Annotated in this window: 13 protein-coding genes, 1 tRNA gene and 1 other RNA gene; 8 read left to right on the top strand and 7 right to left on the bottom strand. The window is 67.4% G+C overall.

Annotated features, from left to right (window positions below):
• Nucleotides 1–17: 17 nt before the first annotated feature.
• The 3 genes from AC3A6P_RS21620 to ffs form a co-directional block, all read right to left on the bottom strand.
• Nucleotides 18–1,949: a DNA polymerase III subunits gamma/tau gene (locus AC3A6P_RS21620; RefSeq protein ID WP_487693808.1), complete on the bottom strand. Its 1,932-nt coding sequence runs from the start codon at nucleotides 1,947–1,949 to the stop codon at nucleotides 18–20.
• An 88-nt stretch (nucleotides 1,950–2,037) separates the two neighbouring features.
• Entirely contained in the window at nucleotides 2,038–3,327 is a 1,290-nt protein-coding gene (locus tag AC3A6P_RS21615; RefSeq protein WP_487693807.1) for an aspartate aminotransferase type Ic, read from the bottom strand.
• A gap of 27 nt (nucleotides 3,328–3,354) precedes the next feature.
• Nucleotides 3,355–3,449: signal recognition particle sRNA small type (gene ffs / locus AC3A6P_RS21610), an RNA gene on the bottom strand.
• 115 nt (nucleotides 3,450–3,564) lie between these two features.
• Here ffs and AC3A6P_RS21605 point away from each other — a divergent pair.
• The 5 genes from AC3A6P_RS21605 to AC3A6P_RS21585 all read left to right on the top strand — a co-directional run bounded on the left by AC3A6P_RS21605 (nucleotide 3,565) and on the right by AC3A6P_RS21585 (nucleotide 7,179).
• Nucleotides 3,565–3,650 (top strand) — tRNA-Ser (locus AC3A6P_RS21605).
• Between the two features lie 64 nt (nucleotides 3,651–3,714).
• Complete coding sequence (gene lucA / locus AC3A6P_RS21600; protein WP_487693806.1) at nucleotides 3,715–4,425, top strand: lipid uptake coordinator LucA; 711 nt, start codon at nucleotides 3,715–3,717, stop codon at nucleotides 4,423–4,425.
• A gap of 51 nt (nucleotides 4,426–4,476) precedes the next feature.
• A complete protein-coding gene (locus AC3A6P_RS21595; RefSeq protein WP_487693805.1) occupies nucleotides 4,477–5,538 on the top strand; it encodes an NAD(P)H-dependent amine dehydrogenase family protein in 1,062 nt (353 codons plus the stop codon).
• Between the two features lie 77 nt (nucleotides 5,539–5,615).
• Nucleotides 5,616–6,650: a S1C family serine protease gene (locus AC3A6P_RS21590; protein WP_487693804.1), complete on the top strand. Its 1,035-nt coding sequence runs from the start codon at nucleotides 5,616–5,618 to the stop codon at nucleotides 6,648–6,650.
• 229 nt (nucleotides 6,651–6,879) lie between these two features.
• On the top strand, nucleotides 6,880–7,179 hold the full coding sequence (locus AC3A6P_RS21585; protein ID WP_487693803.1) for a hypothetical protein: 300 nt from the start codon (nucleotides 6,880–6,882) through the stop codon (nucleotides 7,177–7,179).
• A gap of 52 nt (nucleotides 7,180–7,231) precedes the next feature.
• On the opposite strand, the gene AC3A6P_RS21580 is transcribed toward AC3A6P_RS21585, so the two are convergent.
• The gene (locus tag AC3A6P_RS21580; RefSeq protein ID WP_487693802.1) at nucleotides 7,232–7,888 is read right to left on the bottom strand and encodes a sigma-70 family RNA polymerase sigma factor; all 657 of its coding nucleotides are present in this window, start codon (nucleotides 7,886–7,888) and stop codon (nucleotides 7,232–7,234) included.
• Nucleotides 7,889–7,891: 3 nt separating this feature from the next.
• Between AC3A6P_RS21580 and AC3A6P_RS21575 the strand changes: the two genes are divergently transcribed.
• Nucleotides 7,892–8,065 (top strand): hypothetical protein, encoded by a 174-nt coding sequence (locus tag AC3A6P_RS21575; RefSeq protein ID WP_487693800.1) that lies wholly within the window; start codon nucleotides 7,892–7,894, stop codon nucleotides 8,063–8,065.
• Nucleotides 8,066–8,096: 31 nt separating this feature from the next.
• On the opposite strand, the gene ligD is transcribed toward AC3A6P_RS21575, so the two are convergent.
• Genes ligD through AC3A6P_RS21560 form a run of 3 tightly spaced genes read right to left on the bottom strand, consistent with a single transcriptional unit; the run spans nucleotide 8,097 to nucleotide 11,301 of the window.
• The gene (ligD, locus tag AC3A6P_RS21570) at nucleotides 8,097–9,149 is read right to left on the bottom strand and encodes a non-homologous end-joining DNA ligase (protein WP_487693799.1); all 1,053 of its coding nucleotides are present in this window, start codon (nucleotides 9,147–9,149) and stop codon (nucleotides 8,097–8,099) included.
• Between the two features lies 1 nt (nucleotide 9,150).
• Nucleotides 9,151–10,254: an ATP-dependent DNA ligase gene (locus AC3A6P_RS21565; protein WP_487693966.1), complete on the bottom strand. Its 1,104-nt coding sequence runs from the start codon at nucleotides 10,252–10,254 to the stop codon at nucleotides 9,151–9,153.
• A gap of 30 nt (nucleotides 10,255–10,284) precedes the next feature.
• Nucleotides 10,285–11,301 (bottom strand): class I SAM-dependent methyltransferase, encoded by a 1,017-nt coding sequence (locus AC3A6P_RS21560; protein WP_487693798.1) that lies wholly within the window; start codon nucleotides 11,299–11,301, stop codon nucleotides 10,285–10,287.
• Nucleotides 11,302–11,872: 571 nt separating this feature from the next.
• On the opposite strand from AC3A6P_RS21560, the gene AC3A6P_RS21555 reads away from it, so the two are divergent.
• Together AC3A6P_RS21555 and AC3A6P_RS21550 are read left to right on the top strand one after the other, a co-directional pair.
• A complete protein-coding gene (locus tag AC3A6P_RS21555; protein WP_487693797.1) occupies nucleotides 11,873–13,087 on the top strand; it encodes a hypothetical protein in 1,215 nt (404 codons plus the stop codon).
• On the top strand, nucleotides 13,068–13,697 hold the full coding sequence (locus AC3A6P_RS21550) for a hypothetical protein (protein ID WP_487693796.1): 630 nt from the start codon (nucleotides 13,068–13,070) through the stop codon (nucleotides 13,695–13,697). Before AC3A6P_RS21555 ends, AC3A6P_RS21550 begins: the two co-directional genes overlap by 20 nt.
• The last annotated feature ends 67 nt before the right edge of the window (nucleotides 13,698–13,764 follow it).

Here is a 13,764-nt window from a genome sequence, read left to right as displayed (position 1 = left end):
CCGCCTCGGCGACCGGCCTAACCCTCGATCTTGCGGGCGCCCAACTCGTTCTGCAGTAGCTCCAACGCCACTTCTTCGGGGTCGCGCCGCGGCACCGACACCGAGTCGGCGGCTTCAGCCAGCATGGCGTCTTCTTCGGCGCGCTCGGCGGCCTGCTGCTCAACGGGATCCGGCGCGGGCGCTGCCGCGGCGGTCTGCGCCGCCGGCGCACCCGCGGGCCCGCCCGGTTCACACCGCACCCGCCAGTTCACCCCGAGGGCGTCCTTGAGGGCCTCACGGATGACGTCGGTGTTGCGCTGTTCGCAGAGTCGCTTGGCCAGCGGCGCCGACTCGTGGCTCAGCACCAGCGTGTCCCCGTCGACCGCCCGCACGGTTGCGCCGGTCAGCATCACCTCGGTGGTGCGGCTGCGCTGACGGACTTTCTCGCGCACGGTGGTCCACATGCTGCGGACCGCAGCCGCGTCGGGTTCGCCGGCGACCGATGCTGCGGCAGGCGTGGGAGCAGGCGCCGGGGTGGGTGCGGGCGCCGGCGGCGTAGGTGCCGGAGTGGGCACCGGTGCCGGCGGTTCGACCGGTGCTGCCGGGGCGACGGACTCGGGTTCGGGCCGACGGACCGGCGGCGGGGCGACGGGCGGAGCCGGCGCGGGTGGTGCGACTGCCGCTGGTGGGGCGACTGGCGCGGGTGGGGGCTCGGGGGCCGGCGCCGGCGTTTCGGCTTGCGCGCTCTTGCGCACGAACTGCCGCCCGCTGGGCGCGGCGGGCTGTCCCACTGCGGCCTCACCGGCGGGAATCGACATGTCGAGCCGGGTTTCGATGCGTTCCACCCGTTGCAGCAGGGCGGCCTCGGTGTCGCTGGCCGAGGGCAGCAGCAGCCGCGCGCACACCACCTCGAGAAGCAGCCTGGGCGCGGTGGCCCCGCGCATCTCGCCCAGACCTGCGTGCACCACTTCGGCGTACCGGGTCAGCGTCGCGGTACCGATCCGGTCGGCCTGCGAGCGCATCTTCTCCAGCTCGTCCTCCGGCGCGTCCACCACCCCGCGGGCGGCGGCGTCGGGAACCGCTTGCAGCACAATGAGATCGCGGAAGCGCTCCAGCAGATCGGTGGCGAACCGACGGGGGTCGTGGCCGGCGTCGATCACCGATTCGACCGCGCCGAACAGCGCAGCGGAATCATTGGCGGCCAACGCCTCGACCGCGTCGTCGATCAGCGCGACGTCGGTGGCTCCCAGCAGAGACAGCGCCCGCTGGTAGACGACGCGGTTGCCTTCGGCACCGGCCAGCAGCTGATCCAGCACGCTGAGGGTGTCACGAGGCGAACCACCTCCGGCCCGAATCACCAGCGGATACACCGCGTCGTCCACATCGACGCTCTCGCTGGCGCAGATGGATTCGATCAGGGTGCGCATGGTGCGCGGTGCCAGCAGCCGGAACGGATAGTGGTGGGTGCGCGACCGGATGGTGGGCAGCACCTTCTCCGGTTCGGTGGTGGCGAAGACGAAAATCAGGTGTTCCGGCGGTTCCTCGACGATCTTGAGCAGCGCGTTGAAGCCCGCCGTGGTGACCATGTGCGCTTCGTCGATGATGAAGATGCGGTAGCGCGACTGCGCCGGGGCGTAGAACGCGCGGTCGCGGAGTTCGCGGGTGTCGTCCACACCGCCGTGGCTGGCCGCGTCGAGTTCCACGACGTCGACGTTGCCGGGCCCGTTGGGGGCCAGCGCGACGCATGAGTCACACACCCCGCACGGCGTGGGCGTCGGCCCCTCGACACAGTTCAGCGAGCGCGCGAGGATGCGCGCCGAGGACGTCTTACCGCAGCCTCGCGGACCGGAGAACAGATAGGCGTGGTTGATGCGGCCGGCCTCCAGCGCCACGGACAGTGGTGCGGTGACGTGTTCCTGCCCCACCACCTCGGCGAACGTCGCCGGTCGGTATTTGCGATAGAGAGCCACGGAAGCAGGCTACCTACAGGGTCCGACTAGTTCCGTCGTAGACCGGCCCTGCCTCCCCGGCTCCTTCGTCGCCGCATGGGCGACCGGGCTAGTCACGGGCCAGCAGCGACTCGGTGGCCGCCAACAGGGTGCAGGTCGCCAGTCCGTCGATCGCATCCCGCAGTTCCGGTTCCGAGGGGAAGGTCGGTGCGATGCGAATGTTCTTGTCGTCCGGGTCTTTTCGGTACGGGAACGCCGCACCCGCCTCGGTCACCGCGATCCCGGCGTCTTTGGCCAGCGCGATGGTCCGCTTGGCGGTGCCGGGAAGCACGTCGAGGCTGACGAAGTACCCGCCCTTGGGGTCGGTCCAGGACGCCACCTTGGAGTCGCCGAGTCGGTCGTCGAGGATCTCGGCCACGAGTGCGAATTTCGGCGCCAGGAGCTGCTGATGCTTCTGCATGTGCAACCGCACCCCGTCGGCGTCACCGAAGAACTTGAGGTGGCGCAGCTGGTTCACCTTGTCCGGGCCGATGGTCTTCTTGGCCGCGTACTGCAGGTACCAGGCGATGTTGCCCAGGGAACCACCGAAGAAGCTGACGCCGGCACCGGCGAAGGTGATCTTCGACGTCGAGGCGAACACATATGGACGGTTGGGGTTGCCGGCCGTGGCCGCCAGCCCGAGCACGTCGACCTGACGCAGGAAATCATGGGTGAGGGTGTGCACCGCATACGCGTTGTCCCAGAACAGCCGGAAATCCGGTGCGGCCGTGCGCATCTGCACCAGACGCCGGACCACCTCCCAGGAGTACACCGCGCCGGTGGGATTGGAGTACACCGGGACGCACCACATGCCCTTGATCGCGGGGTCGACGGCGACCAGTTCTTCGATCAGGTCGACGTCGGGTCCGTCCTCGCGCATCGGGACGGGAACCAGTTCGATGCCCATGGTCTCGGTGATGGCGAAGTGCCGGTCATAGCCCGGCGAGGGGCACAGGAACTTCACGCCGCCGTCTCGCAGGTCCTCGATCCAGGGCCGGGGCGAATCGACCGCACCGTGGAGCAACGAGAACACCACGACGTCGTGCATCAGTTCGAGGCTGGCATTGTTGCCGGCGATCAGATTCTGAACCGGGATACCGAGCAGCTCACCGAAGATGGCCCGCAGCTCGGGCAGGCCGTGCAGACCGCCGTAATTGCGGGTGTCGGTGCCTTCGCCGTCGCGGTAGGCACCCGCGCCGGGCAGGGCGAGCAGCGCATCGGAGAGGTCGAGCTGATTCGGGGACGGCTTGCCGCGGGTCAGATCCAGGGTCAGCTTCTTGGCTTGCAGTTCGGCGTAGTTGCGCTGCTGCTGCTCGTGCTCGGCAACCAACTCGTCGCGGCCGAGGGAAAGGAACGACACCTGGGGCCTTTCACGGCGGGGTGAACATGAAGGGGACCCCGCGCACCCGCCAGAGCCCATTGACCCTTGCTGCCTTCCGGCCCTGGGGGAGTTCACAGGATAGACGCCGCGCGGGGTCCGTAGAGAGTGTAATACCCAGCGGAGCGCCGGCTGACCACACTGCTGCCGGAAGGCCTCCGACCTGCGCGCACGTCAACGATTCTGGCCTTCGGGGGTGACTCGGTTACCATGACCGACGGAGGATTCGCCTAGTGGCCTATGGCGCTCGCCTGGAACGCGGGTTGGGTTAACAGCCCTCAGGGGTTCAAATCCCCTATCCTCCGCACTTCGGTTCCGGGGTGTCGACCCGCAGAGGGCGGCACCCCGGAACCCAACCCAAGGAGGGGTATGCGCCGCGGGATCGCTGTGTCATGGCATGCACTGTCTTTCCTTCTCGCCGCGATTCTGTACTTCGTCTTCGTCCTGCCGCGTTGGTGGGAACTCATGGGCGATGTCTCCCACACCGTGGGAACCACCCTGCGCATCATCACCGGGGTCCTGATCGGGCTGACCGCCCTGCCGGTGGCACTCAACCTCGTCAAGGCCCGTAAGCCGGAGTTCGGCACCCCGCAGCTCGCGCTGACGCTGCGGGTCTGGTCCGTCGTGGGCCATGTGCTGGCCGGTGTGCTGATCGTCGGGACCGCCGTCACCGAGATCTGGGTGACGCTGGAATCCGCCGGTCAGTGGCTGTTCGGCGTGTACGGCGCCGCCGCGGCCATCGCCGTGCTCGGCGCCGCGGCCTTCTATCTGGCGTTCGTCGCCGAGACGCCGCCACCTCCACCGAAACCCCTCAAGCCGAAGAAGGCGAAGACGGCGAAGGCCGACGAGGCCGTCTCCGACGACGAGGAGACTCCGGCCGAGGAAGCCGTCGAGGACAAGCCGGCAGACGAGACCGCCGAGGACAGCCCGGCCGAGGTCTCGGTCGAGGACACTCCCGCCGGGGAGAGCGCAGACGAGCCGGAAGCAGAACCCGCCGCCGCGGGTGGTCGGTTGCGGAACCGTCGCCCGTCCGGCAAGAGCCGGGGCCGCTCCGGCGGCGTGGCCGTTTCCGAAGACTGACATCCCCGGAATTCACGCCCGCGACAGATCGGGCCTCCCTATGCTGAGCGAGTGCTCAACACATCGTCTTATCGCGTCGTCCAATGGACGACAGGCAACGTCGGCAAGAGCTCGGTAGCGGCGATCGCCAAGAACCCCACCCTCGAACTCGTCGGCTGCTACGCCTGGTCGCAGGACAAAGTGGGCCGCGACGTCGGCGAGCTCGCCGGTATCGAACCGCTCGGGGTCACCGCGACCAACGACATCGACGCCCTCTTGGCGCTCAAACCGGACGTCGTGGTCTACAACCCGATGTGGATCGACGTCGACGAACTGGTCCGCATCCTGTCCGCGGGCATCAACGTGGTGGCCACCGCGTCGTTCATCACCGGCCACAACCAAGGTGAGGGCCGCGCCAGAATCGCCGAAGCGTGCGAACGCGGCGGTGCCACCATGTTCGGCTCGGGCATCAGTCCCGGTTACGTCAATCAGCTGTCGGTGGTGGCCGCAGGTATCTGCGACCGAGTGGATCGGATCACCGTCAACGAGGCGGCCGACACCACGTTCTACGATTCCCCGGCCACCGAGAAGCCCGTCGGTTTCGGCCGGCCCATCGACGATCCCGAGTTGCCCGCGATGACCGCGCACGGCACCGGGGTGTTCGGCGAGGCGGTGCGGATGGTAGCGGACGCACTCGGCATCGAACTCGACGAGGTGCGCTGTGATGCCGAGTACGCGCAGACCACCGCGGATCTGGATCTCGGTTCGTGGACCATCGGCGCGGGGTGTGTGGCCGGGGTGTACGCCAGCTGGAAGGGGATCGTCGCGGGTGAGACGCGAGTCGAGATCAATGTCCGGTGGCGCAAGGGACAGACGCTCGAGCCCGACTGGAAGATCGATCAGGACGGCTGGGTGATCGAGGTTGCCGGCCGGCCGACCGTGACGATGAAGGTCGGTTTCCTGCCGCCGCCGGACTTCGAGGCGACGACCTTGGAGGAGTTCATGGTGCTCGGGCACATCATGACGGCCACCCCTCCGCTGAACGCCATCCCGGCCGTGGTGGCCGCGACACCCGGCATCGTCACCTACAACGATTTGCCGCTGATCCTGCCCCGCGGGGTGGTGCCGCGGTAGCTGCTCGCGTTTCTGCTCGGGGCTGCCAGGCAATATGGTCACGTAACGAATCGATCCCCTGGCCCGAGAGGCAAGTAATGGCCGCGTACCGACCACGTCTTCGTGCCCGCTTCCTGCTGGGGCTGATCAGTGCTGTCCTGATGGCGCTCGTCGTCCCGCTGGGCGGCGGCGCTGTCGCGCACGCCGAGCCGGCGCCCATCGAGAACAGCCTGGTGCAGATCTCCACCCGGGTCGATTTCCAGGGCATCGTCGGCAACGGCACGGGCATCGTCCTGACGCCCGAGGGCGTGGTGCTCACCAATCACCACGTGATCCAGGGCGCCGACTCCATCCGGGCGCTGACACTGAGCAACGGCCAGACCTACGACGCCGACGTGCTGGGCTACGACCGCAATGACGACGTCGCACTGATCCAGTTGCGCGGTGCCTCCGGCCTGATCCCCGCCCCGCTGGGCGACTCGGCGAACCTGCGGGTGGGCGAGCCCGTCACGACACTGGGCAACGCCAACGGCACCGGCAACCCCCTGACTCGCGAGCAGGGCGCGGTCACCGCACTGGGCGAGACCATCAACGCCGAGGACGAGCTGACCGGCAGCTCGCACAGCCTCGACAACCTGATCGAGTCATCGACGAACCTGCGTTCCGGTGACTCGGGCGGCGCGCTGGTCAATGGCGCCGGCCAGGTGGTCGGCCTCAACGCCGCCGCCACCTACAACTTCCGGCTCAACGGTGAGTCCACCCCGGGTGGGCAGGGCTACGCCATCCCGATCAACGACGCGCTGGGCATCGTGAACCAGATCCGGTCCGGCCAGGGCACGGCCGAGGTGCACATCGGGCCCTCGGCGATTCTGGGCGTCGGCGTGAACGCGGTCGAAGAGGGTGACGGACTACCGATCCAGTCGGTGTTGCGCGGCGGCCCGGCCGATCTGACCGGCCTGCGCCCCGGCGACACCCTGCTGCGCATCGACGGCGTGCCGATCACCTCGGCCAACGCGTTGACCGGCGTGCTGGATCAGCGGTACCCGGGCAACAACATCGAGGTGGTGTGGCGAGACCGCGCCGGTATCGAGCGGGTGGGCCGCACCGTTCTCACCAGCGGCGCCACCAGCTGAGCCGGCGCGGCGATCGACACAGGGCTCAGCCGTCTGAGTTCTGAATCACCGTCGCGGACGGGAATTTTCAGCGAAGTCAGTGCAGCAGACCGACTACTTCCTGCCACCCTGCGGTAAATCTCTGCCAGCGGAAATCAATTCCGCAGCCCTGCTGGTTGGACCAGTCATAACGGATCGGCTCCCCTCCCGAACCGCGACGACAATCGAACCGCGCAGAGAGAAGAACACCATGAAGAACCTCGGATTCGCCACCATCGCCGCTACCGCTCTGACCGCCGGCGCGCTGGGTCTCGCCGCCCCCGCACTGGCCGCCCCCACCGCGGGCAACGCCCAGGACACCATCGCCAGCCTGGAGAGCCAGGGCTACAAGGTGGTCGTGAACCGCATGAGCATGGCCCCCCTGAGTGAGGCCACTGTGGTCTCCGTCGGCGAGGGCCCGGCCTTCACCCACAACGTCGCCGCGGACGGCAGCAGCAGCGACTACTCCGTGCCCGTCAGCACCCGCACCATCTACGTGAACGTGCGCTGACACCAACACCACTGAGGACGGCACCCCAGCGATGGGGTGCCGTCTTTTGCGTTCACACCGCGGCGAGCGTGCGGCTCTCGCGGACCTGCCGGTCGCGGAAGTACCCGCGGTCAGCCGCGACGGTGGCCAACAGCTCACGCAGCTGGGCCCGGCCGCGATGGATCCGGGACATGACAGTGCCCAGCGGCGTACCCATGATGTCGCTGATCTGCTTGTAGGTGAATCCCTCGACGTCGGCGTAATACACCGCCATCCGAAACTCCTGCGGCAGTGCGTTCATGGCGTTCGAGATGTCATGGTCGGGCAACGACTCCAACACCTGCATCTCCGCCGAGCACAGTGCTCTGGTCGAACATTCGGCGGCGGCCGACTGCCGGTCGGTCAGTTCGCCGGTGGGCAATTCGACGGGCCGCCGCTCCTGTTTGCGGTAGCTGTTGATGTAGGCATTGGTCTGAATGCGGAAGAGCCAGCTCTTCAGATTCGTTCCCTGCTCGAAAGTCCGGAAGCCTCGGTAGGCCCGGATCATGGTCTCCTGCACGAGGTCTTCGGCGTCGGCACGCTGCCGGGTCATGCGCATGGCCCCGCCGTAGAGCTGGTCCAGGAACGGAACCACCTCGCGCTCGAAACGCGCCGCTGTTTCGGCGTCGGTCTCGTCGAGGGTGTTGGTGTCGTTGTCGGTGTTCGCCTTCAAGACGGTGATACATCGCATGGTGTGCCCCTTGGTCCGGTGGTGCGGGCGGGCGAGGCCGGATTGGCCCGCCGTTTTCCGTACCACCAGATTCGCAGCGACGGCGGCACCTTCGCGTCGGTGAAAGCCACCCATACCGTCGCCGACCGTTACCGACCCGACCGTGGCCGGGCGCGGCATCGGGGCTCGCTACGGTGAATTCCACCTATACCGGCGAGGCCGGACTTCCTCACGTACGCCGATTGCCGTCCTCGTCCCAGTGCTCGGCGACTTTCTTGCTCGGCTGCACCCGTGGCGGCTCCCCCGGCATCTTCGGGTAACTGGGCGGGTACGGCATGTCGCCGAGGCCGCGCTCCGCGTCGGCGGCCACCATGTCCAGCAGCGGCTGCAGTGACTGGACTGTCTCTTCCATGGCCGCCCACGGATCATCCCGGCTCGCAACGAGATCGGGCACCGTTGCCATGGTGTAGTCATCCGGGTCGGCGTCGGCCAGGTCCGCCCAGGACAGCGGCGTCGACACCGTGGCGATCGGGGTCCGTCGTACCGAGTACGGCGAGGCCATGGTGCGGTCACGGGCGTTCTGGTTGAAGTCGATGAAGATGCGCTGACCCCGGTTTTCTTTCCACCACGAGGTGGTGACGAGATCCGGGGCACGACGCTCGAGCTCGCGCGCCAGGGCGATACCGGCCCGCCGGACGGCGATGAAATCCCATTCCGCGGCGATGCGGAGGTACACGTGTACCCCCCTGCCGCCGGAGGTCTTGGCGTAACCGGCCAAACCCAACTCGTCCAAGAGCGGCTTGAGCACCTCGCAGGCCACTGTGCGGGCCTCGACGAAGCCGGTGCCGGGCTGGGGGTCCAGGTCGATGCGCAGTTCGTCCGGATGCTCGACGTCGGGGCAGCGCACCTGCCACGGGTGAAACGTCACGGTACCCATCTGCGCGGCCCACACGATGGCCGACGGGTGGGTGATCTTGAGCGCGTCCGCGGTGCGGCCGGACGGGAAGGTGACCTGGCAGGTCTGCAGATAGTCGGGGTGTTTCTGTGGCACCCGCTTCTGGTAGATCTCCTCACCGTCGATGCCGTCGGGGAAGCGCTGCAGGTGGGTGGGCCTGTCACGCAGCGAGTGCATCATCGGCCCGGCCAGCGACACCGCCCGGTAGTACTGGACCAGACTCGCTTTCAGGCCGTCGGACCCGAGCTCGGGGAAGTACGGCTTGTCCGGGCTGGTGAGCCGGACCTTGACCCCGTCGACATCCAATTCTTGTGCAGCAGTCGCCATTTCAGGATTTCTCCAGACCGTCGCCTTTTTCAAGGACATCGTAGAGGTCATAGTTCAGCGGCACGTCGAGCTGCCCGAACGTGCAACTCGCGGGGTCCCGGTCGGGGCGCCACCGGCGGAACTTCACCGCGTGCCGGAACCGCCGGCCAGCCCGAGCTGAATCCCCCATCGCTCCGCTCGCCCCTGAGCTGCCCTCCATCTGGTCGTAGGCCACCTCGGCGACCTTCTCCGGCCGCACCGGGATCCAGCGCTTGTCGGCCGCGGAATTCCAACGGCTGGGATCGCCTTCCCGCACCTCGTCGCCCTCGCGCAGCGGCTCGAGATCGGCGAGCAGCTTCACCCGGTCCTTCACCGAGAACGACGCCGCGCCGCCCACCATCTGGAGCTCACCGTCATCGCGGTAGAGGCCCAGCAGAATCGACCCCACCCCCTCACCGCTTTTGTGGATGCGGTATCCCATTGCCACGCAGTCGGCGTCCCGCGCGTGTTTGATCTTCACCATCTCCCGTTTGCCGGGCAGGTAAGCGCCGTCGAGCCGTTTGGCGATCACGCCGTCCAGGCCGGCTCCTTCGAAGGTGGTCAGCCACTGTTGTCCCACGTCCGGGTCTTCGGTGGTGCGGGTGACGTGACACCAGGTCGTGGTGTTCACCGACTCGAGCAGGGTCTCCCGGCGCATCCGGAACGGCTCCCGGAGCAGCGACCGGTCCCCGGTGGCCAGCGCGTCGAACCCGATGAAATGGGCGGGGGTTTCCTTGGCCAGCAGCTTGATCCGGCTCTCGGCGGGGTGGATGCGCTGACTCAGGGATTCCCAGTCCAGCCGGATCCGGCCGTCGATCTCCCGGGGCACCACCACCTCGCCGTCGAGCACGCAGCGTGAGGCGAGCTCGTCGCGCAGCGCGTCCACCATCTCCGGGAAGTACCGGCCGAGGTCCTTGCCGCTGCGCGAGATCAGCGCCACCTCGTCACCGTCGCGGAACACCAGCGCCCGGAATCCGTCCCATTTGGGCTCGTACGACCACACCCCCTCGTCGGTGGGCACCTTGGCCTGGGCTTTGGCCAGCATCGGTTCGAGCGGAGGCTGCACGGGAAGGTCCACGGGTTCCATACTCACGTAGACCCGCGAACTCCGGCAATGTCATCGCCCACTTCCCGGGTCCAGCTTGGGCCTGGCGATCTCGAACACCGCGTAGATGCCGTCAGCCGCGATCCTCATCGTGACCCAGTTCGGGTTTATCCCGGCATCGACGATGATCCGGTGGATCTGATCGAGGGATCGGGGAATGATGCGCGGCCAGCCGACCGCTCGCTGATTGAAGTGCAGCTGCGGGCGGGTGTTCAGCATGTTGGCCCCCACAAGCGCGCCGCCCGGCTTCACCAGACGAAACGCATTGACCAAGAATGTCGCCGCGGACTTCCTCCCGGCGAACTCTTCATCGATGTACTCGAAGATGCCGAGCATGTCCACCATGTTCTGCGAATGCTCACCGAGTGCGCGCACCAGGTTGTCGGTCACGATCAGGTCGCTGATGACATTGCGTCGGAGCAGCTCGTAATGCCGCCCCTCGACGAGGCCGAGTGCCGACGCCTTCTGCCTCGCGTGGTGTAACGCTTCCGGATCGATGTCAACGAGTGTGACGCTGACCTGACGTCCGGCCAGATTGCGCGCCACTGCGTTGAGCACGGGGATCGCAGCACCGCTCGCGATGCTGGTCCACCTGGTGACCGAATGTGGCTCGACATAGCGCGACACCCGATGCGCCAGGATCGACGCGCGGGTACGAACGCCGATTGCATCCAACGAGTACAGAAAGATACCTCTGGTCTTCGGGTCGATCGGCTCACCGGTGGGCAGGAACCACGACTCAGCTTCGTAAACCGGCGTCAGCGCAATCGCTCTGGGAACAAAACGTTCCCGCCAGATCCGCAACGCCGGGGCGCTGCCGAACAACTGGGCGGCCACCGGGTTGTTGAATCGAAGTCGGCGGCGGCCGCCGATATCCGCAAGACATGGTGCCGCCCAGTGCCTTTCGCTGGCCAGTCGGCTGTCGATCAGGTCGATGTCCGCCTGCGTCTGCATCCTGTCCGCCACGTAGCGGGCGTCCTGCGAGATATCTGACACGGATACGCGCTCAACGCGGATGCCCTTGTGCACGCTCACACTGATCGGTGTCACCGTGGTGCAGGACTCGGCGCAGACACTGTTCTCAGTCATCGCACGTCGTCCGTTCGATCCGACCGCTGATCGAATGTTGCTACCGCCAGGTTACTTTCATTCATTGTTCCCCCCTACGCCGCCTTCCATCCACCACGTTAGGCACCATCTGCGGCGAGAACTCGGGTAGTGGGGTACTCGTGCTGCGGGCGGTCAACCGCGCCACACTGCGACCGTGGCATCAAAATGCGTGAGGTACTTCCTGGCGGCCGTGGCCGTCGGGTGTGGTGCCTTGTCACCCCTGCCCGGCGGTACTGCCGGGGCGGAACCTCTTCCCGGTCCGCCTCCCACAACCGACCCCGCAGCGCCCATCGAAGACACGGGACCCATGGTGGCGAAGCCACTGCCCGGTCCAGAGCTCACTCTGTTGGTGTCGCCGGCCGAAGGTGGACCTGGAACCAGGTTCGAGGCAACCGCAACGCCTGTCGGGTTCTCGGACGAGTGCGTCGTGTCCTTCTCATGGGAATACGGGGGGCCTGACAGCGCGACTGCCACTACGGCGACTTTTGTTGTGCCGCAGAAAGCCAACCCGGCAACCTACGCCATCACCGCGTCATGCAACGGGGTCACGGCAGCGCCCGCGCCGTTCACGGTCACCCGTGCGCCGATCGTCATAGACCTGGGCTTGTCCGTCACCGAGGGCCGCCCAGGCACCGCGGTGACGGCCACGGTCACGGGGTGTCCCGATGAACTCCAGCCGGCGGTACTGGACTGGGACGGTGAACCTCTGGATGGATCAGGCACTTTCACAGTGCCGGCGACGGCCTCCCCTGGGCCGCACGCGGTCACCGCGACGTGCGATACGGCCCGAGACTCCGCCGAATTCGTCGTCACCGCTGTCCCGCAGCCCAGCCTGACACTCAGCAGCGACCGGGGTGCGCCCGGCTCGGGATTCACGGCGACAGGCAGTGGATTCGATTGCCGCGCAGGCGGTGTGGACATCCACTGGGATGAGGTTCTTGCCACCGCAGCCCCAGCCGGCGCGTTCGGCGTGCCACTCACCGTTCCCACCGGGGCAGCTCCTCGTGAGTACACGGTCCGCGCAGCCTGTACCGATGACCCCGACGTCGCCGACACCGCATCCTTCACCGTGACCGGGGCAGTCACCAGCCAAGTGACCACAACAGAGCCCCGAGTGTTACCCCAGAACCCCACGCTGACTCTGACTCCGGCCAGCGCCGGCCGAGGTGAGGGGGTGACGGTGACGGGTGGAGGATTCTTGTGCTACAACAACTCTCAGCTGGTCACCTTGGCCTGGGACGACGGGGAGACCCTGCCCGATGCCCGCACCGATGCGTCAGGATCGTTCCAGTCCCGATTCACGGTGCCGGTCGGGGCCGGCGCCGGCACGCGCACCCTGCGTGCCTCCTGCGCAGACGGCGCGGCGACGCAGACCGCTTCGTTCACCGTCGTCGCCAGTCCGGTCACGCCCACACCGACACCGCCGGGTACGGATCCCCCGCCGGAGGACGGTTCCGCCTTCTGGCTGTTGGTGCTGATCCTCGCCGTGGCGATCATGGCCGTCTGGGCTTATCGCCGGTGGCGCACACCGCGTGCACACCCACCGAACCCACGCGTGCACGTCGAATCACATCTCGGCGGCCCACCGGCTGTCGCGCTGCGCGAGACGCCCGGGCAGCGTTCCTTCGCACTCCGCCTGCAGGTTCACGCCGGGGCGGGCAATCACACGATCACGGAGGTGGACGATGACCACACCCGCTCTTGACGGAACCGCGACCGTACGGGACCTGCTCTTCGGCGAGGCCCGGTCCGGGCCGACTGGCGCCCTGGCCGAATCGTTGCGCCGGAATGGGACGGTGCGTGCCCATGTCCCCGGGGCGGCGGGCCTCAACGCCGTCCTCGAGCACGAGTTGGCGGCCAAGGCCGACGAACTCCTGTCCACCAACCTGGCGGATGTGGCGATCGCCGGCTGGAAGCGATACGACGCGCTCAGGCAAGCGGCGCGGCGGACCCTCGACGCCCCGACAACCGAGGAGATCGTCGCTTTGGTGGGACACACCATCGAATCGAGCCAACGCCCGAGAATCGAAGTGTTCGTCGACGGCACCTCGATCGCCACCATCAACATCGATCTCACGATCACTTTCGCCCTCTCCGGTGTGCTCGCCGTGGTCCGGCAGGGCTGGCTGACCGGTGTCCGCACCGGGAGATTCACCGTGAGCGCCTCGCTGGCCGCCCAGCAGGCCGTCCTCGCCGAGCGGAAGCGGCCCTTCGACCTACCCGGAGCCATCTGGTTGCGACATGGGGTACCGCTGCTGGCGGGCGAGCCGGACGCCCCGAACGCCGGCGCACCCGTGGGTATCTGGCGCCGCTAGAAGAGTGGCCCGGGGCCGCGTATCGTGGTGTCGACTCCCAGTTCGGGAGTTGACTTCGGCAGTGAGG

The organism is Mycobacterium sp. Soil_C_30, from assembly GCF_057656995.1.
Note: the sequence above shows the minus strand (reverse complement) of the source record. Positions and strands in the feature narration are given on the sequence as shown.